21 protein-coding genes, 1 tRNA gene and 2 pseudogenes are annotated in these 24,574 nt (G+C 64.0%); 16 read left to right on the top strand and 8 right to left on the bottom strand.

Features of this window, described 5'->3' with window-relative positions:
• The first annotated feature begins 6 nt into the window (after window positions 1–6).
• The 6 genes and pseudogenes from WS54_RS09950 to WS54_RS09925 all read left to right on the top strand — a co-directional run bounded on the left by WS54_RS09950 (window position 7) and on the right by WS54_RS09925 (window position 7,310).
• Entirely contained in the window at window positions 7–429 is a 423-nt protein-coding gene (locus tag WS54_RS09950; RefSeq protein ID WP_006484761.1) for a DcrB-related protein, read from the top strand.
• Window positions 430–436: 7 nt separating this feature from the next.
• Window positions 437–4,933, top strand: coding sequence for a DUF6531 domain-containing protein (locus tag WS54_RS09945; RefSeq protein ID WP_059786116.1), 4,497 nt, complete (start codon window positions 437–439; stop codon window positions 4,931–4,933).
• Window positions 4,934–4,939: 6 nt separating this feature from the next.
• Window positions 4,940–5,737 carry a hypothetical protein gene (locus tag WS54_RS33625; protein ID WP_159086662.1) on the top strand — a complete coding sequence of 266 codons (798 nt, stop codon included), beginning with the start codon at window positions 4,940–4,942 and terminating at the stop codon, window positions 5,735–5,737.
• 125 nt (window positions 5,738–5,862) lie between these two features.
• A complete protein-coding gene (locus WS54_RS09940; RefSeq protein ID WP_082725196.1) occupies window positions 5,863–6,345 on the top strand; it encodes an immunity 22 family protein in 483 nt (160 codons plus the stop codon).
• A gap of 136 nt (window positions 6,346–6,481) precedes the next feature.
• A pseudogene (locus WS54_RS34510) lies at window positions 6,482–6,736 on the top strand (RHS repeat domain-containing protein); the annotation flags it as partial.
• A gap of 133 nt (window positions 6,737–6,869) precedes the next feature.
• Entirely contained in the window at window positions 6,870–7,310 is a 441-nt protein-coding gene (locus tag WS54_RS09925; protein WP_236872714.1) for a hypothetical protein, read from the top strand.
• Between the two features lie 754 nt (window positions 7,311–8,064).
• On the opposite strand, the gene WS54_RS34375 is transcribed toward WS54_RS09925, so the two are convergent.
• On the bottom strand, window positions 8,065–8,187 hold the full coding sequence (locus WS54_RS34375; RefSeq protein ID WP_257792056.1) for a hypothetical protein: 123 nt from the start codon (window positions 8,185–8,187) through the stop codon (window positions 8,065–8,067).
• Window positions 8,188–8,999: 812 nt separating this feature from the next.
• Between WS54_RS34375 and WS54_RS09915 the strand changes: the two genes are divergently transcribed.
• The 5 genes from WS54_RS09915 (at window position 9,000) to WS54_RS09895 (ending at window position 13,972) form a co-directional block, all read left to right on the top strand.
• The gene (locus WS54_RS09915) at window positions 9,000–10,118 is read left to right on the top strand and encodes a branched-chain amino acid ABC transporter substrate-binding protein (RefSeq protein ID WP_034204312.1); all 1,119 of its coding nucleotides are present in this window, start codon (window positions 9,000–9,002) and stop codon (window positions 10,116–10,118) included.
• A gap of 173 nt (window positions 10,119–10,291) precedes the next feature.
• Entirely contained in the window at window positions 10,292–11,218 is a 927-nt protein-coding gene (gene livH, locus WS54_RS09910) for a high-affinity branched-chain amino acid ABC transporter permease LivH (protein ID WP_034204313.1), read from the top strand.
• An 11-nt stretch (window positions 11,219–11,229) separates the two neighbouring features.
• A complete protein-coding gene (locus WS54_RS09905; RefSeq protein WP_034204314.1) occupies window positions 11,230–12,501 on the top strand; it encodes a high-affinity branched-chain amino acid ABC transporter permease LivM in 1,272 nt (423 codons plus the stop codon).
• A complete protein-coding gene (gene livG / locus WS54_RS09900; protein ID WP_034204315.1) occupies window positions 12,498–13,271 on the top strand; it encodes a high-affinity branched-chain amino acid ABC transporter ATP-binding protein LivG in 774 nt (257 codons plus the stop codon). The genes WS54_RS09905 and livG overlap by 4 nt, the downstream gene beginning before the upstream one ends.
• Window positions 13,271–13,972 (top strand): ABC transporter ATP-binding protein, encoded by a 702-nt coding sequence (locus WS54_RS09895; protein ID WP_011694813.1) that lies wholly within the window; start codon window positions 13,271–13,273, stop codon window positions 13,970–13,972. The genes livG and WS54_RS09895 overlap by 1 nt, the downstream gene beginning before the upstream one ends.
• Before the next feature lie 92 nt (window positions 13,973–14,064).
• Here the strand turns inward: WS54_RS09895 and WS54_RS09890 are convergent, their stop codons facing one another.
• Window positions 14,065–14,916 (bottom strand): LysR family transcriptional regulator, encoded by an 852-nt coding sequence (locus WS54_RS09890; RefSeq protein WP_034204316.1) that lies wholly within the window; start codon window positions 14,914–14,916, stop codon window positions 14,065–14,067.
• A gap of 153 nt (window positions 14,917–15,069) precedes the next feature.
• On the opposite strand from WS54_RS09890, the pseudogene WS54_RS09885 reads away from it, so the two are divergent.
• A pseudogene (locus WS54_RS09885) lies at window positions 15,070–15,987 on the top strand (DMT family transporter); the annotation flags it as partial.
• Between the two features lie 71 nt (window positions 15,988–16,058).
• Window positions 16,059–16,409: a VOC family protein gene (locus tag WS54_RS09880; RefSeq protein ID WP_059786109.1), complete on the top strand. Its 351-nt coding sequence runs from the start codon at window positions 16,059–16,061 to the stop codon at window positions 16,407–16,409.
• Window positions 16,410–16,453: 44 nt separating this feature from the next.
• Here WS54_RS09880 and WS54_RS09875 read toward each other — a convergent pair whose 3' ends face one another.
• The 3 genes from WS54_RS09875 to WS54_RS09865 form a co-directional block, all read right to left on the bottom strand.
• Window positions 16,454–16,861, bottom strand: coding sequence for a DUF2000 domain-containing protein (locus WS54_RS09875; RefSeq protein WP_034204318.1), 408 nt, complete (start codon window positions 16,859–16,861; stop codon window positions 16,454–16,456).
• A 44-nt stretch (window positions 16,862–16,905) separates the two neighbouring features.
• Window positions 16,906–17,763 carry an AraC family transcriptional regulator gene (locus tag WS54_RS09870; protein WP_059786108.1) on the bottom strand — a complete coding sequence of 286 codons (858 nt, stop codon included), beginning with the start codon at window positions 17,761–17,763 and terminating at the stop codon, window positions 16,906–16,908.
• A 73-nt stretch (window positions 17,764–17,836) separates the two neighbouring features.
• Window positions 17,837–18,814, bottom strand: a complete 978-nt coding sequence (locus tag WS54_RS09865; protein WP_059786105.1) for an AraC family transcriptional regulator — start codon at window positions 18,812–18,814, stop codon at window positions 17,837–17,839.
• 41 nt (window positions 18,815–18,855) lie between these two features.
• Between WS54_RS09865 and WS54_RS09860 the strand changes: the two genes are divergently transcribed.
• On the top strand, window positions 18,856–19,605 hold the full coding sequence (locus WS54_RS09860; protein WP_059786102.1) for an SDR family oxidoreductase: 750 nt from the start codon (window positions 18,856–18,858) through the stop codon (window positions 19,603–19,605).
• A 92-nt stretch (window positions 19,606–19,697) separates the two neighbouring features.
• Here WS54_RS09860 and WS54_RS09855 read toward each other — a convergent pair whose 3' ends face one another.
• A complete protein-coding gene (locus tag WS54_RS09855) occupies window positions 19,698–20,999 on the bottom strand; it encodes an aspartate aminotransferase family protein (RefSeq protein WP_059786099.1) in 1,302 nt (433 codons plus the stop codon).
• A 78-nt stretch (window positions 21,000–21,077) separates the two neighbouring features.
• Between WS54_RS09855 and WS54_RS09850 the strand changes: the two genes are divergently transcribed.
• On the top strand, window positions 21,078–21,962 hold the full coding sequence (locus tag WS54_RS09850) for a LysR family transcriptional regulator (RefSeq protein WP_059786097.1): 885 nt from the start codon (window positions 21,078–21,080) through the stop codon (window positions 21,960–21,962).
• 182 nt (window positions 21,963–22,144) lie between these two features.
• On the opposite strand, the gene WS54_RS09840 is transcribed toward WS54_RS09850, so the two are convergent.
• Window positions 22,145–23,386, bottom strand: a complete 1,242-nt coding sequence (locus WS54_RS09840; RefSeq protein ID WP_059786095.1) for an MFS transporter — start codon at window positions 23,384–23,386, stop codon at window positions 22,145–22,147.
• A 139-nt stretch (window positions 23,387–23,525) separates the two neighbouring features.
• On the opposite strand from WS54_RS09840, the gene WS54_RS09835 reads away from it, so the two are divergent.
• Window positions 23,526–24,398 carry a LysR family transcriptional regulator gene (locus tag WS54_RS09835; RefSeq protein WP_034204325.1) on the top strand — a complete coding sequence of 291 codons (873 nt, stop codon included), beginning with the start codon at window positions 23,526–23,528 and terminating at the stop codon, window positions 24,396–24,398.
• A 76-nt stretch (window positions 24,399–24,474) separates the two neighbouring features.
• On the opposite strand, the gene WS54_RS09830 is transcribed toward WS54_RS09835, so the two are convergent.
• Window positions 24,475–24,559: transfer RNA gene (locus WS54_RS09830), tRNA-Leu, on the bottom strand.
• Window positions 24,560–24,574: the final 15 nt, after the last annotated feature.

Below are 24,574 nucleotides of genomic sequence, written 5' to 3'. Positions count from 1 at the left end.
CAAAGCATGTACCAGATGCAGGAAGGCACGTTGGCGCTGCCCGTGGAGTGGCAGGACAAAACGATGAACGTATTTGTGTCGGCAGCGACTGGCACGGAAGGCGTGAGTTTCGTGATCACGCGCGAGCGACTGCCGTGGGGCATGAAGTTCGCCGAATATGTGTCAAGCGAAATCCGGAAGGTGGCGAAGCAGGTTCCAGACTATGCCGAGGTGGCAAATGAAGACGCCACCGTATCCGGGCGCGCCGCGCATGTGCACGAGTTTACGTGGACGAACAACCAGGCGCCCATTCACCAGCGGCTGACGATGGTGGAATACGGGCAGGTTGTCCTGATGCTCACCTTTACTGCGCCCGGCACGCTGAGTGACACACAGCGCGAACAAATCCGGGCGGTGATTCAGAGCCTTCAGTTGCGCGATCCGATCTGAGGCTGCAATGTCGGACACGCCGAATTACGACGAGCCGAGCGGCAGCCCACAGGAACGTCTCGATCAGATCGCCAGGTTGGAGGACGGTGAAGCCGCGAAAGCGGCCGAGCAGCCGTTTTACGAGCACCTCAACTACGGGATGCTTGGCGCCGATGCGGGCCTGACCGCCGTTGAGGGGACGGCCGCCGGGCTGAGTGCGGCCGGTACAGCGCTGGCTGGTGGCGCGACCGGCGGGGCGGCACTGGGTGCGGGCGCGGTCGCGGCGGGCACTGTCATGCTCCCGCTCGCGATTGCAGTCGGTGGCGCCTGGGCACTCGACAAGGTTGGTTTCACTGGATGGCTCTCCGGGCAATTCACGCGGGTCGGCGATGCACTGGGCCTGACGATCGGCCACGGCGATCCGCATCCCGCCTGCGTAGGCGATCGCATCGCGCATTCGTCGGGGTTTATGGGAATCCTCACCGGCATTGCCGTCGGGGTGGCGATCGGTGTTGCGGTGGCGGCTACTGTGGCGACTGGCGGACTCGTCGGCGGGTTGATCGTCGGGGCGTGCCTGGCGGGCGGCCTGACGCTTGGTGGTGCGCTTGCGTCGGCCAGTCAGAGCATGGGCAGCAACTGTGGGGAGATCAAGACTGGATCGGACAATGTGTACTTCGAGGGCAAAAAGGTCGCGCGTGTCACGGATCTGGTGAAGTGTGATCACCATTCGAGCGCACCGCAGGCGCTCGTCGACGGCAGCAAAACCGTGTTCGTCAACGGGCTGCCGCTGGTGCGGATCGGCCACGAGACCCACTGTAGCGGTAAAGTCAATTCGGGGCGCAACAGCATCTGGATCGACAAGACGACCGGAAATTATGGCCCGAAGAACCCGGAGCTGTCCGCGACGCAGGAATTCCTGGCGGGTTTGATCGGCGGGATTGTAGGCGGCGGAGTTGGAAAAGTTGGCGGCAAGGGGCTGCGGGCGGTGCGCGAAAAATTCCGGCCCGAGCCCACCCGGTCGGCAGAGCAGAGGGGTATCAAGGACGAGAATCGACCGAAGTGCAAGGACCCGGTTGATCCGGTATCCGGAGAAATGCTGGAGATCCGCACGGATCTGACCATTCCTGGAATCCTGCCTCTTGAGTTCAAACGACGCTATCGGACTCGATCGGACGATCATGGATTGCTCGGTCACCGCTGGTCGGACAACTGGTCGCAGCGATTGGCGTTCGATGGTGGCCGCTTCGTGCGATTCCACGATGGCGCAGGTCTGGTGATCGGTTTTGACGCGCCGGATATGGCGCTCAACGGCATTAACCTGCGTGAGCCGCGTTATCGGCTGGTCGGAAGCCGACTCGAACCGCGCATCTTCGATCGTGACACTCGGCAACTGCGTATTTTCGCGCCGCTCGTCGACGGGCGCTCGTCTCGCCTCGAACGGATCGAGGACCTCGACGGCAACGCGATCGTTCTTTCCTACGATACTGCTGGCCGTTTGAGCGGCATGGTCCATAGCGATGGCTATCGGCTCGAGATTGCCTATCCTGGCCGCGACCGTCAGCTGCAACGGATCGTTCTCCATGAGGCGGACGGTGGTTCCAGAACGCTTGTGGGCTACGACTACCAGAACGGCATGCTTACCCATGTGGCGAGCTTCCAGTTTGGGCAGTTCTATTACGCGTACGACGAACACGGCTGGATGACCCAATGGCGGGATACAGATCAGACCGATGTTCGATATCGGTACGACACCGCTGGTCGTGTAGTCGAGACAGGTACACGGCAGGGCTATCACACGGGCCGATTCATCTACGAAGCCGGCTGCACACGCGTGATTGACGTCGACGGCGAATGGACCTACGCCTATAACGACGAAGGTCTTGTAACGGCCGAAACTGATCCGCTCGGCCATTGCACTTGCTCCGAATGGGAACTTGGTCGTTTGATGGCTCGGATCGATCCGCTTGGTCGACGGACGGACTATCGATACGACGAGCGAGGCCAACTGACTTCGGTCGTCGAAAGCTCGGGAAGGACAGTTGACTTCGATTATGACGATGAGCAGCGCCTAACCGGGGTGCGCTTGCCGAACGGCGGCACGATCAAGCTCGAGTACGACCATCTGTATCGGTTGATTGCACGGACCGAGCCTGACGGCAACAAAACGACCTATCGCTATGGGCCCCGTGGCGAACTGCTGCGAGTGGTTCAAGGTGATCGCGAGACGCGCCTGGACTACGATGACCGGCTGCGGCTGACCGACATCGAATTGCCGACGGGGGCGCGCTTTAGGCGCAAGATTGACGTGCTGGGCCGGCTGTTGGAGGAAACGTCGCCCGATGGGCATGTGACGCGTTACGACTATGCTGACGGCCCGGCAAATCCACGCGGTCTGCTGAGTGCGGTTACGCGCCCTGATGGATCCGTGTCGCGGACGCGATACAACAGCGAGGGCCTCCCAGTCGAATGGATCGATCCGCTCGGTCGCATGATCCAGCGAACCTATGGCCCATTCGATTTGCTGACGGCGTCTATCGATGCCGCTGGTCATGCCACACGCTTCGAGTATGACCATGCGACTAGGTTGACGAAGGTCATCAACGCGCTGGGCGAGTCCTATACGTACCGCTACGACGCGGCTGGACGTCTCACGGCCGAGATCGACTGGGGAGGGCGCGAGACTCGATACGAGCGCGATCCTGCCGGTCGCCTGATAAGCAAGACGTTGCCGGACGGTGGGCAGTGGCGCTATTCGTACGATACATACGACCGGCTCATCGAGGTCGACGCGGGTGACGTGCGACTGGCCTATCGTTACGATGCAGTCGGAAGACTGGCATCGGCGGAGGTGCAGGGTGAGCGCTCTCACGTGACGCGCTTTGCTTACGACAGGAACGGACGCGTGATCGGTGAGGATCAGCATGGCGAACTGTTGCGGCACGTCTACGACGCTAATGGTCAGCGACGCCTGCGGATGACGCCTCGGCGGGAAACGGTCTATGCATATGATGCGTTGGGTGCACTGATCCAGGTGAGCGGGCTAACGATCCGGCGCGACGGCGTGGGACGCGAGATCGGTCGGCAAGCGGGGGAGTTCGTTGCGCAGCAAACCTACGACATGCTTGGCCGCATTCACCGACAAATCGCGGGTCCTGCGGCAGCGTTCGATGCCTTACAAACCGACCCAGCCCGCGCGTTCGAGCAATTGACGAGGCACGTCTATCACTACGACGCTGCCGGACAACTTGAGCGGGTCGACACTGACGCCGATACGCTCAAGTACCGGCGTGACGCACGCGGCCAGATCGTCTCCGTGGATAGTCTGCTTCAGACTGCCGAACACTTCCGCTATGACGCGGTGATGAACATTGCTGCGCATGGGCGTCAAGCTCCTGTGGATGCTCATCATTATGGTCGGGGCGGCCTGCCGGAACGAATCGGCTATGCACGCTACCGGTACGACGCGCGTGGCCGCACAATCGAGAAAACGGTCGAACAGCCGGGGTTTCGGCCGCAGACATGGCAATACACGTGGGACGGCCTTAACCGGATCGTAAAGGTCAAGACACCTGAACGAGGTGTCTGGCTGTACCAATACGATGCTTTCAACCGCCGGATCGAGAAGCAGCAAGTTGGCGGTCGCGAAGCAGTGAAGTACGTTTGGGACGGTTCGACGCTGGCTGAGCGCTGGATCGAGCAGCGGGACGGTACGACGGGACAGGTGGTGACGTGGCATATCGAGCCAGAGACCTTGTCGCCACTGGCGCAGGAGACTGACGATGGTCTGTACCCTATCGTGACCGATCAGATTGGCCAGCCGAAGGCGGTGTTCGACGTACGCGGCAAGACAATCTTCAAGGCCTCCCATACACTCTGGGGGAAAGTGTTGCCGATACGAGGCGCAGCTAACGATGGCGATGTTGCGCCCATCGATGCGACGCTGCGGTTCCCGGGACAATGGTTCGACGAAGAATTGGGGCTGCACTACAACCTGCATCGCTATTACGACCCGGACTCAGCCCAGTATCTGAGCGTTGATCCGCTCGGGCTTGCGGGCGGATTCCGGACCCAGGGCTACGTTCATGAACCCAGCGAGTGGGTTGATCCGTTCGGGTTACAGCAATGCCCAGAACGGGAAGTCAATGGAACGAAGATATACGGCAAGGGGCAGAAGGACGGAACACCGGGGCACGATCAGTTCTCAGAGGTGATTGCCAACAAACTTGCGATGAGTGGGAAATTCAAGGAAATTTATCTGAATCGATCCTACAATTTTGCTACTGATAATGCCGTTTCAGCGCGACGCCCCGACATTATGGCGGTAGATGTTAATGGTAGGGTGCATGCGATCGAAATGGCTTCCCGGACCGACATGGGGACAAAGTTGCGAACGCTAACTACGCGTAACTATGATGCAATGCAAAATCTTCCACCAAATGCGCGCGGGGATATACTCGTGTTTGAGCATCCTTATGATGCGCAGATGATAAAGGCGGATTTGGATAATTTGATATCAGGGATTTGAGAGGATATGAGTACGGGAATCGTAATTTATGGGACTAGTCAGACTCAGGTCATCTCCACTCTAGAGGTGGCTGAAGATCTATTTCGTCAACTAGGCTCGGAGGCAACCAGGGCGATGTTTTTTAAATTCGTCGTTCGAGGCGGGGAGAGAACTGTTGACGATCAAGAAACATCTCTCCCTGATCTGAGGTCAAAAATATCGAATGGGGAAGTTTCCGCATTTCAGGTATTTAATGACGGAAAAAAAGTTGACGTTCCGGCTATTTCGTTTGGTTGCAATGTCCCGGAATTTGGGGGGCTATCATTTGTCGATGTTCAGATCGAGAGGTCGGTGGGTGAGATAAATAAAGAGATAGAAAAATTTCTTGAGGACGTTGTGGTGCACTTGAGTTGCAAATATGCCATTGTGTACGATGCGGAAAAGTCGTCGATTGCGTATAAATACTCGACCGGGGTGAATTTGGTTAGGATTTTCCCTTTTGAGAATACGGCACTTTTCACGCGAGAACTTCCCGGTAGGGTGCCGGGCTCGGCGAGTTATGAACGAGAAAAGCTCAGGATGATTTATCCTTTGAACGTACTCAACGAGAATCACATGGAGATTCGAATCGATGATATTTCATTGAGGGAGTGGATTATGTCTGATTCATCTCGAGGCTCCTTGAAAAGTATTCCAAACAATATGTGGCTCTGGGCCGTTGAGGATGCAGATTTGACCGCAGTAAACAACGCTTGTGGAGAAGCAGGGATATTGCTCGCTTGGCAAAAGGCACCTGCGAATAAGCCGGCGCGGAAATTGCCCTGAGGTCATTTTCGGAAGGCGTGAATCGTAACTAAATTACACGTTTGCGGATCTGGGGAAATTATCGTCTCGCTAATGGCGTCGACGACCTGTCCGTGGGTCTTCCGCCGCCGACGGAGTAGGGAGGAATGGAAAAAGCTAACAAAGTATCTGTCTGGGTTGGAAAGTTCGCTGACGACGATGATCTTACGGACTACATCGAGAACGCTTGCGACGAGAAAGGTGACGCTTCCAATCAGTTTCGAGACGATACCGGAATTGACTGGATTGACGATGACTTCCGTGAAGCGGGCATGCTGCAACCGGATCTAAGCCTCCGAAAGAATCTTGTAGGATTTTCTTGGATCGATAGTTTTGCTGACGTGCTGATTCCCGAGCTCGAAGCTATGCGCGGTGTTGATGACAATGGTCTGATCTACTTTATAACTTCGAATACGAGGGCGCATACGAGCCGCCACTTCCGGCTGACCGGGAACCGTTCGCGCGCAGGTATTCATTCCGGTTCTGCTCGCGCTGCTCATACCCAGGCACTGCGCGACCGAAACTATCGCTCCCACCCGCACCGAGCGCGACGCGGTTCGGAGCCGAGACAAAATCGGGTTCGTGTTTAAAAGAAGGCGGGGATGCCACGAGCGCATCGCTCGTCACCTGCAACGGCCGCGTATCCGGCGTATCGAACGCGCTACGTTCGTCAGGCGCAGCGAACTGCACGCGTCGGCGGCTCATCCGCGCCGCATATCCATCATCCATATCGAGCCGGGCAGTTTCTCGTCTCTCGCGCAGGAGACCGAGGATGGTCTATATCCGATCCTGACCGACCAGATCGGCCTGCCGAGAGCAGTGCTCGACGAACAAGGCCAGCCGATGTGGAGGGCCGCGTATTCGTTGTGGGGAAAACTGCTGCCGGTTAGGCGAGCAGCGAACAACATACAGAACACGCCGATCGACACGACGCTACGCTTCCCTGGTCAATGGGCAGACGATGAGACCGGGCTCAGCTACATTCGGTTGGATGGGAACCAGAAACGTCGTTCTATCCGGCAGCAGGATCCGGTGGACAGAATCAGTTCATGGGAACAACGAAATCGTGGTCTGACGACTGGATTATTCCGGTCGACAAATCAATGTGACCGTCATGGATCAAGATATTCAAGATATGTTTCGGCGCTACCGCGATCGAGGTGTTGATTTGCAACAGCTACGCGCATGGTTAGATAACCAAGGAGCACGCGTCGAAGCACAAATTCCACGAGGTCAGTTGCTGAAACTTCGGCGGGGAAGCGAAGCCCAGAGCAACGGAGCGATCGCTCAGTTGCTGCCCGCGTGCACGCACTGCCGTGGTATCGGGTTGCCCAAGCAGTTCGTGTCGCGCATGGAGTATCAGCAATATTCACAACGCCGTGATGCTACTGTTGCAAACGGAATTCTTACGGAAATCGTTCCGCCGCTTTTTGATTCCGAGGGCCCAGGCTCGGCAGGTTCTGCAATGTACTATCGTTGCGCTCAGTGTCATTCGATTTGGGTATTCGTGGAACCTGAGAGGGCGGAAAATGGATCATGGAATAGAGTTATTTAAATTAAATTCCATATGGCCCGTCGGCAAAAAGGGCGTGGTGACCAAGGGCAGTCATGTGCCTGTGGTGCTGGATATGCAAGACTGTAATTGGGCGTCGTTGCCCCGCAAGGCGAGGATCGAGATTGAGCCAGGTAGGCTGATCATCACGCAGCTGTAAGCGCAACGCCGCGAGATGCGGCCGCGCTGCGCGACATCACGCAGCGCGCCGGACAGGGTAGAGCAGCCGCAAGCGGCAGCCACCCTAAACCCCGCATCACCAAGCGATATCGCAAGACGATCGTGACGTCCCCGCACCGCCGGTAGCCGTGCATTTCGTCCCCGATCCGTTGTCATAGAACGTTCGCGTCTCCGGTTGCGGCACCGACGGATCGAACGGATTCGGCACGCCGTGCGGACCGCGCGGCGCATCGTACGGCCGCTGGGGCGCATACGCACCCCTACCTCCAACTGACCGAGAGCCGTTCGCGCGCAGGTATTCATTCCAGTTCTGTTCGCGCTGCACATACCCGGGCCCTACGCGACCCAAACTATCGCTCCCGCCCGCGCCAAGCGCGATACGGTTCGGAGCCGAGACAAAATCGGGTTCGTGTTTAAAGGAGGGCGGCGATGCCACGAGCGCATCGCTCGTCACCCGCAACGGCCGCGTATCCGGCGTATCGAACGGGCTACGTTCGGCAGGCGCAGCGAACTGCACACGTCGGCGGTTCATCCGTGCCGCGTGCCCATCCTCCCGAGCAGCAGCACGCCGCTCCGATCAAAATACATTGGCACCGGCCGACCGATCGGTCAGCGCATCGCGTCCCGAAGCATGGGCAGTCGAAACAGAAAGCGCGCACGCGATCGCGGCGGCGGAAGAGAGGCGGACGGAGTAATTCATGGGCGATCCGAAGCAGGTGATGTGCATTGAACAAAACGGCAGATCACTGGCTGGCGGCTGAGCGACGAGCGGGTGTCGACGCGGCCCTGGGGCGATTGCGAGGCGCGGCGGGCGCGACTTGCACGAAGGCTGGCTGGATTGCAGAAACGAGTTCGCATTATTTCACGGATATATCAAAAAGCTTTCAGCTTGTTTAGTTTCCCCGCTAAACGGAAATTTTTCCCGCCTCGCGCAGCGCCCCGTCCTGGTGCGCACGCCCACAATCATCAGTCGATTGATTTCCAGCGCCCGGGCCGCCGGCAGCTCGAAAAATGCGCCGGCGCGAATCCCCCATCGCCGAACACCCCGCCCAGCAAGGAATCCGCCCCGATCCCCGTACCGAATAGCAACCCGAATTGCACTCGAAGCAAACGTTCTCGCCCCGCCGAGGTTGCGCCGCAGTCGCTACCCACCCATCTCGAAAACATACGTGTTTTCCCTCAATCGACAGGCATTTTTGACAGACGATTGAAAAACGCCCATATAATTTCGGCTGCCTTGCCAACAGCTGTCGGACCATCCCTCCGAACCAGCGATTTGGCAAGCGGGGCAGGCGAAACGCTTGCGCAATGCAAGACGCATCACGATGTCTTTCCGAACCAGACGTCCCCTTTGGGGACTGCAAGAGCCGGGCCCCGCTACGCAACATTCCGCCGGAGTTCCGTCTTCTATGTGTCTCGGGCGTGTCCCATGTCCTCGCCCCGGGTGCTGTTCGATTGCGCAAGTCATGCCGCCTTTGCCCGTATGACTAAACAACATCGAGGAGCTCCCAGATGACGCTGTCCCGTCTTACGTCCATTTCCGTCGCCGCCGTGCTGTTCGCCGCGGGCGCCGCCGCCGCGCAAGCGGAAACCGTGAAGATCGCCATCGCTGGTCCGATGAGCGGCTCGGTCGCCCAATACGGCGACATGGTGAAGGCCGGCGCGCTGACCGCGATCGAACAGATCAACGCGGCAGGCGGTGCGGGCGGCAACAAGTTCGAAGTCGTGCTGATGGACGACGCGTGCGAACCGAAGCAGGCCGTCGCCGTCGCCAACAAGATCGTCAGCCAGAAGATCAAGTACGTGATCGGTCACGTGTGCTCGGGTTCGACGATTCCCGCGTCGGACATCTACGAGAACGAAGGCATCGTGATGGTCACGCCGTCGGCCACCGCGCCGCAGCTGACCGAAGGCAAGAAGCGTCACTTCATCTTCCGCACGATCGGCCGTGACGACCAGCAAGGCCCGGCCGCCGCGCACTACATCATCAACAACGTGAAGCCGAAGAAGGTCGCGGTCCTGCACGACAAGCAGTCGTACGGCCAGGGCATCGCGTCGTCGGTGAAGAAGGACCTCGAAGCCGCGAAGATCCCGGTCGTGCTGTTCGAAGGCATCAACGCCGGCGATTCGGACTACTCGGCGATCATCACGAAGCTGAAGTCGCAAGGCGTCGATTTCGTCTACTTCGGCGGCTACCACCCGGAAATGGGCCTGCTGATGCGCCAGGCGCGCGAGCAGGGCGTGAAGGCGACGTTCATGGGGCCTGAAGGTGTCGGCAACAAGGACGTGACGGCGATCGCCGGCCCGGCGTCGGAAGGCATGCTGGTCACGCTGCCGGCCGACTTCTCGGCCGATCCGGCCAACGCGGCGCTCGTGAAGGCGTTCGCGGACAAGAAGCGCGATCCGAACGGCCCGTTCCAGATGCCGTCGTACGCCGCGGTGAAGATCATCGCCGACGCGATCGCGGGCGCGAAGACGACGGACCCGACGAAGGTCGCCGCGTACATGCACAAGACGACGTTCGATACGCCGATCGGCAAGGTCGCGTATGACGCACAGGGCGACCTGAAGGCGTTCAAGTTCGTCGTCTACACGTGGCACAAGGACGCGACGAAGACCGCCGCCAAGTAATACGGAGTACCCGCCCCGCACACGCGCTCTGCCCGTCACCCGGGCGGAGCGCGTGCGCATTTGGCCGTTCCGCGGCCGACGGGCGGCCCGAGACGACACCGTGCGTTGCGCGCGGCCGATCGCCGTGATCCGGCGCAGGCATGCGACCCAATGCCAACGGGAGCTTCCCGCACATGACTGACTTCTTTCCTCAATTCGCCCAGCAACTGGTCAACGGCCTGACGCTGGGTGCGATCTATGCGTTGATCGCCATCGGCTACTCGATGGTCTACGGCATCATCGGCATGATCAACTTCGCTCACGGCGAGATCTACATGATCGGCGCCTACGTGGGCCTCGTGACCCTGACCGCAATCGGCATCTCCGCCGGCTATCCGCTGCCGCTCGTGCTCGGCGCCGCGCTGATCGTGTCGGTGATCGTCACGGGCCTGTACGGCTTCGCGGTCGAGCGCGTCGCGTATCGGCCGCTGCGCGGCGGCCCGCGCCTCGTGCCGCTGATCTCGGCGATCGGCATGTCGATCTTTCTGCAGAACTACGTGCAGATCGGCCAGGGCGCGCGCGACGTGTCCGTGCCGGTGCTGATCTCCGGCGCATTCGACATCCATCTCGGCGGCGACTACGACGTGACGATTCCGTATGCGCGCCTGTTGATCGTCTGCGTGACGCTCGTGCTGATGATCGCGCTCACACTGTTCATCTCGCATTCGCGGATGGGCCGTGCGTGCCGCGCATGCGCCGAGGACATGAAGATGGCGAACCTGCTCGGCATCGACACGAACCGCGTGATCTCGTTCACGTTCGTGCTCGGCGCGATGCTGGCGGCCGTCGGCGGCGTGCTGATCGGGCTGACGATCGGCAAGCTGAATCCGTATATCGGCTTCGTCGCGGGCATCAAGGCGTTCACCGCCGCGGTGCTCGGCGGGATCGGCAGCATCCCCGGCGCGATGCTCGGCGGCGTGCTGCTCGGCCTGGCGGAAACCTTCGCCGCGGGCTACATGCCGGCCGAGTACAAGGACGTCGTCGCGTTCGGCCTGCTCGTGCTGATCCTGCTCTTCCGCCCGACCGGCCTGCTCGGCAAGTCGGACATCGAAAAGGTTTGAGGGAGACGCAGATGAGTCAAGTCATTTCCGTTCGCCGCCCGGCCGCCGATGCTTCGATCGGCCAGGCGCTGAAGAATGCGGTGGCTGCCGCGATCCTGACGGCGATCCTCACGATTCCGGTGCTCGGGCTGCAACTGAAGCTCGACGGCTACCAGGTCGTGCTGACGCCGCACTGGCGCCCGGTGTGGATCGCCGTGGCGGCGGTATTCCTGTTCCAGTTGTTCAAGCCGTGGCTGATGCGCGCGAAAGCGGCCGTGAAGCTGCCGGCGGCGCCTGCGATGGGCGCGCGGCAGCAGCGCGCGATCATCTGGGTGCTGCTCGCGGTGGGGCTCGTGTGGCCGTTCTTCGGCTCGCGCGGCGCGGTGGACGTCGCGACGCTCGCGCTGATCTACGTGATCCTCGGCCTCGGGCTGAACATCGTGGTCGGTTTCGCAGGGCTGCTCGATCTCGGCTATGTCGGGTTCTATGCGGTCGGCGGCTATACGTACGCGATGCTGAACCAGTATTTCGGGTTGTCGTTCTGGGAGTGTCTGCCGATCGCGGCGATCGCCGCGGCGACGTTCGGCTTCCTGCTCGGCTTCCCGGTGCTGCGCCTGCGCGGCGACTATCTCGCGATCGTCACGCTCGGCTTCGGCGAAATCATTCGCCTGCTCGCGAACAACCTGACGAGCCTCACCGGCGGCCCGGACGGCATCTCGAGCATTCCGAAGCCGACGGTATTCGGCTTCGAGATGGCGCGCTCGGCGAGCGTCGAAGGGGCGAAGACCTTCCATGAACTGATCGGGCTGGAATACAGCGGCGAGCACATGGTGATCTTCCTGTACCTGATCGCGCTGCTGCTGGTGGGCTTCACGCTGTTCGTCACGAGCCGCCTGATCCGCATGCCGATGGGCCGCGCGTGGGAAGCGCTGCGCGACGACGAGATCGCGTGCCGTTCGCTCGGCCTGAACCCGACGCGCATCAAGCTGTCGGCGTTCACGCTCGGCGCGGCGTTCGCGGGTATCGGCGGCGCGTTCTTCGCGGCGCGTCAGGGCCTCGTGAATCCCGAATCGTTCACCTTCATCGAATCGGCGCTGATCCTCGCGATCGTCGTGCTCGGCGGGATGGGCTCGCAGCTCGGCGTGATTCTTGCGGCGATCTTGCTGACCGTGCTGCCGGAAGTCGCGCGCGGGTTCGCCGAGTACCGGATGCTGATCTTCGGTCTGGTGATGGTGTTGATGATGATGTGGCGTCCGCAGGGCCTGCTGCCCGCGAGCCGTCCCCACGTGGAGCTGCCGCAATGAGCGCGAATGCAGAACTGTTGAAGGTCGCCGGGCTGCAGATGCGCTTCGGCGGGTTGCTCGCGGTGGACGGCATCGATTTCGACGTGCGCCGCGACGAGGTGTTCGCGATCATCGGGCCGAACGGCGCGGGCAAGACCACGGTGTTCAACTGCGTCGGCGGCTTCTACAAGCCGACCGGCGGCGACGTCGTGCTCGACGGCCACGCGATCGCGGGGCTGCCGAGCCACAAGATCGCGTTGAAGGGCCTCGTGCGGACGTTCCAGAACATCCGCCTGTTCAAGTCGCTGACCGTCGTCGAGAACCTGCTCGTCGCGCAGCACCGCAAGGTGAAGGCGGGGCTGCTGCACGGGCTGTTCGCGACGCCCGCGTATCGTCACGCCGAGAAGGAAGCGCTCGAACGCGCGGCCGTGTGGCTCGACCGGATGGGGCTGACGTCGGTCGCCAACCGGCCGGCGGGCACGCTGTCGTACGGGCACCAGCGGCGCCTGGAAATCGCGCGCTGCATGATCACCGAGCCGCGCCTGTTGATGCTGGACGAGCCGGCGGCCGGTCTCAACCCGCAGGAAAAGATCGAGCTGCAGCATCTGATCGACAAGCTGCGCCGCGAGTTCGGCGTATCGGTGCTGCTGATCGAGCACGACATGAGCCTCGTGATGGGCGTGTCGGACCGCATCCTCGTGATGGAGCACGGCCGGCCGATCGTGATCGGCACGCCGGAAGCGGTCCGCAACGACCCGCGCGTGATCAAGGCGTATCTGGGGGAAGAGTGATGCTGAAGCTGGAACAGGTCCATACGCACTACGGCGCGGTCGAGGCGCTCGCGGGCGTGTCGATCGAGGTGAACAAGGGCGAGATCGTCACGCTGATCGGCAGCAACGGCGCCGGCAAGACGACGCTGATGATGACGGTGTGCGGCACGCCGCGCGCGTCGTCGGGCCGCGTGCTGTTCGAAGGCAACGACATCACTGCGATGTCGACGCACCAGATCATGCGGCAGGGGATGGCGATCTCGCCCGAAGGGCGGCGCGTGTTCCCGAGCCTGACGGTGCTCGAGAACCTGAAGATGGGCGGCTTCTTCGCGAGCCGTCACGAGATCGACGACGGCATCGAGCACGTGTTCAAGCTGTTTCCGCGCCTGAAGGAACGCGCGACGCAGCGAGCCGGCACGATGTCGGGCGGTGAGCAGCAGATGCTGGCGATCGGCCGCGCGCTGATGAGCAAGCCGCGTTTGCTGCTGCTCGACGAGCCGACACTCGGCCTCGCGCCGCTCGTGATCGCGCAGATCTTCGACATCATCCGGACGATCCGCGACGAAGGCGTCACGGTGTTCCTGGTCGAGCAGAACGCGAACAAGGCGCTCGGCGTGGCCGATCGCGGCTACGTGCTCGAAACGGGGCGCGTGGTGCTGGCCGACACGGGCGCGAACCTGCTCGCGAACGACCGGATCAAGCAGGCGTATCTGGGCGGTTGACGAGAGAAAGCCGCCGGCCTGCAACGGGCCGGCGGCAGTTTTGCCTGGCTGTTCGCGTCCGCTGGCGAGGCCGGTTCCCGGCCTCGTCTTCCCTATCCGATCCTGAACGTGCTTTTCAGCACGTCGCGCAGATGCCGCGCGGCGCGATTGCTGTCGTCGGTCAGCACCGTGACCAGGTGCGGCGGCAGATCGGGCAGCACGATGCCGGCGACGCGGCTCGTCAGGTTGCCCGACACGCGCTCATGCTCGATCAGGCCGACCGCGAGGCCGTTCGCGATGCACGCTTCGACCGCCGGCGAACTGGCGCTTTCGAGCAGCAGCCGGTGTGCGATCTTCGCCTTCTTCAGTGCACTCAATGCGACGTCGCGGTACGGGCAGCCCTGTAGTTGCACCGCGATCGGCAGCGGCGCGTCGGGATCGAACTTGAACGTGCGCGCGGCGACCCACACCGGATGGGTCTTGCCGAGCAGCTCGGCGTGCGGCGGCGCTTTCGGTACCACGGCGATCGTGATGTCGAGCTGGCCGCGCGCGAACAGCTGCTGCAACTCGTCGCTGGAGCGCGCTTCGACCGTCAGTTCGAGCAGCGGCCGGTCGGCGGCGAAGCGCGGCAGGAATTCCGCCATGAAGTGCGCCGCATAGGAATCGGGGATGCCGAGCCGCAGCTTGCCGGTCAGCATCTGCGGCGACAGCGATTCGACGAGCCGGTCGTGGCTCAGCAGAAACTCGGTGGTGTCGCTCAGCAGCTTGTGACCAAACTGGGTGAGCTCGACCGCCTGATTGTTTCGCGTAAACAGCCGCTGCGCGACCATTTCTTCCAGCTTCTGAATCTGCGCGGTGACCGACGACGGGCTGCGGTTCACATGAACGGCCGCATCCTTGAAGCGGCCGAGCTTCGCGACGGCGTGGAAGGTGCGCAGCAGGTCGACGTCCAGGGTACGCGGCATGATTTGGTTTTTCCGAATCGATGATTCATGTAATGTCGATTGACGGAATTATTGAGCGCCCCATATTCTCGGGTCAACGGCTCGAACCGATTCGCCCGGAGGATCTGCGCGACCCGCGCCTGTCCCCGGCCACTTTCCGAGAATCGTCGCTCCATGCAGCTATTCCTGCTTCAACTCGTTTTCGTCCTGTCGTGGAGTTCCGGGTTCATCGGCGCCAAGCTCGGCGCGGAGACGGCCGGCGCGTTCAACCTGCTGTTCTGGCGGTTTCTGCTCGTCACGCTGTGCGTCGCGATCGTCGTCAATCGGCGGATCGGGCGCCTGACGCTCGAAAAAATCCGCTATCACGCGGTGATCGGCTTCCTGTCGCAGTTTCTTTATCTGGCCTGCGTGTACACCCCGATCCAGCATGGGCTGCCGCCGGGCATCGCGGCGATCGTCGCGGCGTTGCAGCCGCTGATCACGGCGGCGATGGCGTCGTTCGGCGGCAGCGAGCGCAGCGGAGCGCGCCAGTGGGCCGGGCTCGTCGTCGGGTTCGTCGGCGTGGGCATCGTGATCGGCGGGCAATACGCGCTGCCGGCCGGGTCGGTCGGGATCGTGATGTACCTGCTGCCGCTGGTGTCCGCGTTCGGGCTGTCGATCGCGACGATCTATCAGCGCCGCCGCGCGTCGATGGCCACGCGCGGGAACGAGGACGGGCTGGTCCTACCGTTGTTCGTGCAGGGCTGCGTGAGCCTCGTGCTGTTCGCGGCGTGCGGGATCGCCACGGGCGACCTGCACGTGCCGACGCAGCCGAACGTGTGGTTGTCGGTCGTGTGGCTGACGGTGTTCTCGACTTTCATCGCTTATCTGTCGTTGTGGGCGCTGCTCGGGCGGATGCCGGCGACGCGCGTGGCGACGCTCGTCTATCTCGAACCGCCGGTAACGCTGATATGGGCCGCATGGATGTTCGGCGACCGGATCGACGCGACGACCTACGTCGGCATCGTCGTCGTCGCGATCGGTGTCTGGCTGGCCGGCAAGCCCGGCGCACGGCCTGCGCGGCCGCGCTGCGCGGACATGAAGACGGCCGGCTGCCGACGCGCTGGTCGCGCGAATGATTCCGGTGTAGCTTCGCGAGACTGCCCGAATCGTCAAGGAATCCGATGAAAGTCAAACGAATCGTCGCCAACGTCGACACGCGGTCCGTCGACGACGCCAAGCGCTTCTATCAGCACATCTTCGGCCTCGACCTGCTGATGGACCACGGTTGGATCGCGACCTACGGCAATACCGAGCAGATGGACGTGCAGATCAGCTTCGCGTCGCAGGGCGGGTCGGGCACGCCGACGCCCGATCTGTCGATCGAGGTCGACGATGTCGATGAAGCGCTCGCGCGCGTTCGTGCGGCCGGCGTGCCCGTCGAATACGGCCCGACCGACGAGCCGTGGGGTGTGCGGCGGTTTTACGTGCGCGATCCGTTCGGCAAACTCGTCAACGTGCTCGCGCATCGCTGAGCGGCGACGGCGGCCGGCAGGCGGCGGGCGGGGCATGTCGGCGTTCACGCATGCAACGCCAGCCCCTTCACCGCCTTGTCGACGGCCTTCTTCGGCCCGTGCAACGCCAGGCCGACCAGATCGGGATGCTCAGCGTCCTCGGCGCGAAACGCCGCGCGGTTGGCCGCATCGTGCCCGGTCGAAAACATCGCCCGCACGTACGGCACGATCGTCAACTCGCGCGACAGCGCCTGACGGTGCGCGGCCTGCAATCCGTTCAAATCGGCGGCGAACACCAGCATCGGCTGGCCGAGCATCCGGCCGTAGCGGCGCCCGGCCGCATCCTCGTAAGGCTCGCCCAGTGCGTCGGGCGCGCCGGCCGCGACGCCCGTCGCGAGAAACGCGACCACGTTGAGTTTCTGCCACGCGGCGAGATCGTCGCGCACGATCAGCGCTACTTTGGTATCGAACATGCTTGCTCCCGGTTGGAGCATCCATGATCGGACATCGTGCGCGATCAGTCTGGAACGTTTGTGCAGAGTTGCCGGTACGCGGCCGGCGTGATCCGGTATGCGCGGCGGAACCAGCGGCCGAGGTGGCTCTGGTCGGCGAAGCCGACGTCGGCGGCCGCCTGCGCGGGCGTACGGCCGGCGGCCAGCAGCTTGCGCGCGGCACGCAGCCGCAAGCGCACGAGGTAAGCGTGCGGCGACGTGCCGAACGCGCGCTGGAACATCCGCGTGAGCCGGAACCGGTCGATGCCGGCGACGCTCGCGAGTTCGTCGAGGCCGATGTTGCCGTCCATGTGCGCGTGCAGCAGGTCGCGCACGCGCGCGATTGCGGGCGGCACGGCGCTGCTCTCCAGCGCGAGCGGGCTGCCCAGCTGGCTGCCGAGGCGCATCAGCAGGCGGTCGAGCGTCTGGTCGCGCGCAAGCCGGCCTTCGTTGTCGTGGATCGCGAAGAAGGCGTTCCGGATCGCGTCGACGAGGCCGCGATCGTCGACGAGCGTATGACCGAACGTGGCTTCGACGCTGCCGAGGCCCGGCAGGTCCAGCCGGCGCGCGGCGCGCTCGACCCACGCCTGCGGCAGGTACAGCATCCCGTACGTGAACCCGCCGACTTCGGGCGCGTGGCCGTCGTGCATCGCGCCCGGCTCGATCAGGATCGCGCGGCCCGGCACGCTGGTATGCAGCGACCGGTGACACTGGAAGCGTTGCACGCCCTGTTCGGTGAAGCCGACCAGCATGTCGTCGTGATCGTGCGCATCGTACGCGTGACCGTTGAAATGGGCGTGCAGGCTTTCGATGCCGGTTTCCGCATCGCGGCGCGCGACGAGCCAGTGGTCGGTCGTGCCGCCGGTCTTTGCGTCGGTCGTCATCGCGCGCCTCGCACGTCGTCGTGGCGTGACGGAGCGGAGTTGCCGGCGGCGGAACAGGGAAGGCGGGTGCGGTTCATGGTTCGTTCGTCGCCGCCTGTTCGTCGCGTGCATATTGCGCGGGCGGCCGACCGACGTGCCGCGCGAACGCGACGCTGAAGGTGCTCGCGGAACTGTAGCCGACGCGCGCCGCAATCTCCGCGATGCGGCCTTCGTTGCGGCGGAGCAGATCCTTCGCGAGCGCCATGCGCCATGTGAGCAGGTATTCCATCGGCGCGACGCCGACCGCGCGGCTGAAGCGCTCGAAGAACGTCGAGCGCGACAGCGCGGCTTCCTTCGCGAGTTCGACGATCGTCCACGGATGCGCCGGGCGTTCGTGCATCCGGCGCAGCGCGGCCGCGAGGCGGCTGTCGGCGAGCCCGCGCACGAGCCCGGGCGACGCGTGCGTGCCGGTCGTGAACCGCATCGCCTCGATCAGCAGCACTTCCAGCAGGCGCGCCAGCACGATCTCGCGGGCGGGCCGCTGCGCGCGCGATTCGTCGCGCACCAGTTGCACGAGCGTGGTCAGCCGCGGCTCGCCGCGTACGTGCACGAAGCGGGGCAGCAGCGACACCAGCAGCGACGCATCGGGCGAACCGAAGCTGCAGTTGCCGGCCATCATTCGCATGTCGACCGGGTTCGCGGGATCGCCGATCCGGTATTCGCCGTGATCGAGCATGACCGGCGGCGCGGTGTCGACGCCCGGCGGCGGCGGTTCGAGGCTCGACATCGCGACGCCGTAGGCCGCCGGAATCAGCATGAAATCGCCGGGCAGCAGTTCGATCGGTGCGTGCCCGTCGATCGCGATCCGGCACCCGCCGTCGAGGATCGCGCAATAGAACGGCTCGCCGGCGACCGTACGATTGATCGCCCACGGGCTCGCGCCGCGCACGTACTTCGAATGCCGCGCGCCGGGTTGCAGCAGCGTCACGACTTCGGTCAGCGGGTCGATCATCGCCGGACTCTCGCAAAAGAAAAGCGGATTGTCGATTGTAGCGAATACGGCGGCGGCCATCTATCGTACGGACAGGTGCTCAACACATCCCAGGAGTTCGCATGAAGACCGTACTGATTACCGGCTGTTCTTCCGGCTTCGGCCTCGAAATCGCCCGCCATTTTCTGGCGCGCGACTGGCAGGTCGTCGCGACGATGCGTAAGCCCGACGGCGACGTGCTGCCGCCGTCGGAGCGCTTGCGCGTGCTGCCGCTGGACGTGACGAACGCGGACAGCATTCGCGTCGCGATCGATGCCGCCGGCCCGATCGACGTGCTCGTCAACAACGCGGGCTTCGGCGCGGCCGCACCGGCCGAACTCACGCCGCTCGACACGGTGCGCGCGCTGTTCGACACCAACACGATCGGCACGATCGCGGTGACGCAGGCCGTGCTGCCGCAATTTCGCGCGCGGGGCGCCGGCGTGATCGTGAACGTCACGTCGAGCGTCACGCTGAAGGTATTGCCGCTGGTCAGCGCGTATCGCGCAAGCAAGGCGGCGGTGAATGCGTTCACCGAATCGATGGCGCTCGAACTCGCGCCGTTCGGTGTGCGCGCGCACCTCGTGCTGCCGGGCCGCGCGCCCGGCACGCGGTTCGCCGACAACGCACGGGCCAACATGCACGGCTTCGAGCACGAAGCGTATGCGGACTTCGCCGGCAAGGCCGTGGCGCGGATGCTCGATGCATCGGGGCCGATCACCCATGCGCAGGACGTCGCCGAAGCCGTGTGGCGCGCGGCAACCGATCCGTCGAGCCCGATGCATATCCCGGCCGGCGCCGATGCCGAAGCATGGGCCGCCGAAGCCCGCTGATCGATCTGGAATGCGAAACATGAACGCGTTGCGCCGGTCGGTCGAGCCGGCGCGACGGATCGCCCTGCAAAAAGCGAGGCTGTCGCGTGCCGTTACAGCGCGCGCGCGATCGCCTGCTCCAGCAACGACAAGCCGAGATCGATCTCGTCGTCGCTGACGGTCAGCGGCGGCGCGATCCGGAACACGCCGCCCATGCCGGGCAACTGCACGATGTTCATGCTGAGCCCGAGGTTCATGCACTCGCGCGTGATCTTCGCGCCGAGCCCGTCCGCCGGCTCCTTGGTGCGGCGATCCTTGACGATTTCGACGCCGAGCAGTAGCCCGCGCCCCCGCACGTCGCCGATGCAGTCGAAGCGTTCCATCAGGTCGAGCAGGCCGCGCCGCAGCCGCTCGCCCATCGTGTTCGCGCGCGCGACGAGGCCGTCGCGCTGCACGACGTCGAGCACGCGCAGGCCGACGGCCGCCGGCAGCGGGTCGGACACGTGCGTCGTATAGAACAGATAGCCGAGTTCGTGCGCGCGTTCCTCGATGGCCGCGGACGTCACGAGGGCCGCGAGCGGCAGCCCCGCGCCGAGCGTCTTCGACAGCGTCAGGATGTCGGGCGTCACGCCGTCGCGCTGGCACGCGAACATCGTGCCGGTGCGACCGACGCCCGTTTGCGCTTCGTCGAGGATCAGCAGCATGCCGCGTTCCTCGCACTTGCGCTTGAGCGCGGCCATATAGCCTTCCGGCAATTCGATGATCCCGCCCGAACTGAGGATCGGCTCCGCGATGAATGCGGCGAGGTTGCCGCTCGACTGGCGATCGATCAGGTCGAACGCGTAGTCGAGTTCGGCGAGCGGGTCGTAGGCGCCGTTGCGCTCGAAGCGCGGCCGGTACGCGAACGGCGCGGGAATCGCGAACGAGCCGACCGACGCCGGGCCGACGCCCTTGCGGCCGGCGCTGTACGTAGCCGACGCGGCGGCGCCCGTCATCCCGTGCCACGACTGCGCGAACCCGACGATCTCGTACTTGCCCGTGACGAGCTTCGCCATCCGGATCGCCGCCTCGTTCGATTCCGCGCCGGTGCTGAGCAGCAACGCGCGGTCGAGCCCGGCGGGCGTGATGTCGGCCAGGCGCGTCGCGAGATCGACGACCGGCCGCGACAGCATGCCGCTGAACAGATGGTCGAGCTTGCCCGCGTATTCGCCGATCACGGACACGATCTCCGGATGGCTGTGGCCGAGCACCGCGCTCATCTGGCCCGACGTGAAGTCGAGGATCGCGCGGCCGTCGGCGTCGTAGACGAAGCTGCCTTTCGCGCGCTCGACGATCATCGGCTCGAACGTGCCGCCGTAGCGGACCAGATGCTGCCTGGCGTTGCGCCAGAAGGTTGCGTCGTCGTTCAGGGACATCGGGCGGCTCCGGGCAAAAGGGCGGGGATCGCTTGCAGTCTAGGCGCGCGTCTGGTTTGATGGAAACGAATAGTGCTAATGCAAGCTAGAAAAGGGGCTAATACCTTGGCGCTTTCGCTCGAAATCGACCTGCTGCGCTCGTTCGTCGCGATCGCCGAGGTGCGCGCGTTGAGCCGCGCGGCCGCGCGCGTGGGCCGCACGCAATCCGCGCTCAGCCAGCAGATGAAGCGGCTCGAAGCGGCCGTCGATCAGCCGCTGTTCCAGCGCACCGGCCGTGGCGTGGTGCTCACGCATCCGGGCGAGCGGCTGCTCGTGCACGCGCAGCGCATCCTGCGACTGCACGACGAGGCGATGGCCGACCTGTGCGGCACGGGGTTGTCGGGGACCATCCGGTTCGGCTGCCCGGACGATTACGCCGAGGTGTGGCTGCCGTCGCTGCTGCGGCAGTTCTCGAGCCAGCATCCGCAGGCGATCGTCGAAGTCGTCTGCGCGCCCACGCCGCGGCTCGTCGAACACCTGGAGAAGCGTGCGGTCGATCTGGCGATGATTTCCGTGCCGGACGACGGCACGACCGACGACATCGTTCGCCGCGAGCAACTGGTCTGGATCGGCTATCCGGGGCTCGAACCCGCGCATTTCGATCCGCTGCCGCTCGCGCTGTCCGACCGCGACACGCTCGATCATCTCGCGGCCCGCGACGTGCTGGACCGCGCCGGCCGCGACTATCGCGTCGCGTATGCGAGCAGTAGCCTCGCCGGGTTGATCGCGCTGGTGCGCTCGGGGCAGGCGTTCGCGGTGATGACGCAGACGGCGGTGCCGGCCGACCTCGCGATCGTCAACGGCGATCCGCATTTGCCGCCGTTGCCGGCCGTGGGTGTCACGTTGAGGTTCGACCGGAAGCGGCCGTCGCACCTGACGGCGGCATTCGCCGACCATATCCGGCAAACGCTGCCGTTGCTGTGACGGGCGACGCGAATCAGTCGACCATCGACGAGGCCGACACCTGCCTGGAGCCGGGCATCTCTGCCGTCGCATCGCGCACGCGGATCGCCGCCTGCATGCCCGACAGCTTCAGTTCGGTTTCCTGATATTCACTGGCCGGTTCGGAACCGGCGACGATGCCGCGATTGTCGTCGGGCGTCGTATCACGCGCGGCTCAAGCGCCGCGCCGCCAGCACTGCGACGACGAGCAGCACCGCGACATAAGCGGCGACGCTCGCCCACGCGCCGCGTTGCCAGAACGCGCCGCCGACCGAGCCGAGCACGCTCGACCCGACATAGTAGGCGAGCAGATATAGCGAGGCCGCATGCCCTTTCGCGGCGCCCGCGAGCGCGCCGACCCAGCCGCTCGCGACCGAATGGGCGACGAAGAAGCCGATCGTCACGAGCACGATGCCGACGACGATCGCGGCGAGCGAGTGCGACAGCGTCAGTGCGAGACCCACCGCGAAGACGACGATGCCGCTGACCAGAACCGGCCCCCGCCCGAGACGATCGGCGAGCGCGCCGGCGCTCGATGACGACACCATCCCGAACAGGTACGCGCCGAAGATCAGCCCGCATGCGGTCGGGCTCAGGTTGAACGGCGCCGCCATGAGCCGGAACCCGGCGTAGTTGTAGATCGTCACGAACGCGCCCATCATCAGGAAGCCGATCGCGAACACGAACGGCAGGCGCGCATGACGCAGTTGCGCGTGCCACAGCCGCAGGTGGTGACGCAGCGTCAGGTCGGTGCGCTTCACGAAGCGTCGCGAGGCCGGCAGCAGCATCACGAACGCGAGCGCCGCGAGCAGGTCGACGACGCCGATCGACAGCATCGCCGTGCGCCACGAGAAGTGCTCCTCGAGCGCGCTCATCCCGATCCGTCCGATCATGCCGCCGAACGCGGTCCCGCCGACATAGAGTCCCATCGAGAAGCCGAGCCCGTCGGCGGCGATTTCTTCCGCGAGATAGGCCATCGCCACCGCCGGCACGCCGCCCAGCGCGAAGCCTTCGAGCGCACGACAGACCAGCAGCAGGTGCCAGTTCGGCGACAGCGCGGCGAGCAGGTTGAACACCGCGGCCAACGTCATCGACGCGAACATCAGCCCGCGCCGCCCGACCCGTTCGGACAGCGCGCCGGCACACAGGATCGACACCGCGAGCATCCCGGTCGACAGCGACAGCGACAGCGAACTCGACGCCGCGCCGACGTCGAACTCGCGTGCGAACGCGGGAAGCAGCGGCTGCACGCAGTACAGCAGCGAGAAAGTGGAAAAGCCGGCGAGGAAAAGCGCGAACGCGATGCGCTTGTACGCGGCCGAGCGCGGGGACACGCCGGCCGGCAGCCCATCGGGCGCGGAGGGTTGCGTGCCGGGCACGGATCGGGAAATCGAAGCGGAGGACATGAGGGCACTCGATGTGCGACGGAATACACGAATTCTTGCGCACGGTCATGTATATGTCCAATATATGAAATGAACCGCAGCAATATGTTTCAACACTGGCTGACAGGCCAGCCCGACTCACCGCGAGATCACGTCACACATGGAACTCCGGCATCTGCGCTACTTTCTGGCCGTCGCGGCCGCGTCGAATTTCACGAAGGCCGCCGAAACGCTCGGCATCGGCCAGCCGCCGTTGAGCCAGCAGATCAAGGCGCTCGAGAGCGAACTCGGCGTGGAGCTGTTCAAACGCACCGCGCGCGGCGCCGAGCTGACGCTGGCGGGCGAGGTCTTCGCGGAAGAGGCGCGCCGCGTGCTGGACGATGCCGAGCGCGCGGCGCGGGCGGCGAGGCGCGCCGCACGCGGGGAAACCGGCCATTTGCGGGTGGGCTTCACCGGCACGGCCGCGTTCAATCCGAAAGTGTCGGATCTGATTCGCCGTTTTCGCGAGGCATATCCGGATGCGGAACTGACGTTGCAGGAAGCGACGTCGGGCGTCCTGCTGGAGGCGCTGGAGGCCGGGCGTCTCGACGTCGCGATCGTACGGCCCGAGCGCCGCGTCGCCGCGGCGCTGCGGGTATCCGACTGGGACGAGGAGCCGATGTTCGTCGCGCTGCCCGTCGCGCACCGGCTGGCACAGCGCCGGCGCATCGATCTGGCCGAGCTGGCCGACGAGTCGTTCGTGCAGGTGCCGCGCGCGGCCGGCGCCGCGCTGTTCGACGATATCGTCGCCGCGTGCCAGGCCGCCGGGTTCGAGCCGCGCATGGGGCAACCGGCGCCGCAGATCGCGTCCGCGGTGACGCTGGTGGCGGCCGGGCTCGGCGTGTCGGTCGTGCCGAAAGCGATTACGCAGGTGCAGGTGCCCGGGGTCGTGTACCGGCCGTTCGCCGGTAACCGGTTCCGCGCCAGGCTCGCCATTGCGTCGCGCTGCGACGAGCCGTCGGCGGTGGTGCGCAATTTTCTGTTGCTGGCGTAGCCGACAACAAAAAACCCGCGAAGCCATGTGCTGTCGCGGGTTTCGGATCATGCGCGGAATGCGCTGGAAGCGCATCTGGTGCCGACGGCGAGACTCGAACTCGCACAGCTTTCGCCACTACCCCCTCAAGATAGCGTGTCTACCAATTTCACCACGTCGGCACTGCAAGGGGCGCA

This window comes from Burkholderia sp. NRF60-BP8, assembly GCF_001522585.2.
Lineage (GTDB): Bacteria > Pseudomonadota > Gammaproteobacteria > Burkholderiales > Burkholderiaceae > Burkholderia.
Note: the sequence above shows the minus strand (reverse complement) of the source record. Positions and strands in the feature narration are given on the sequence as shown.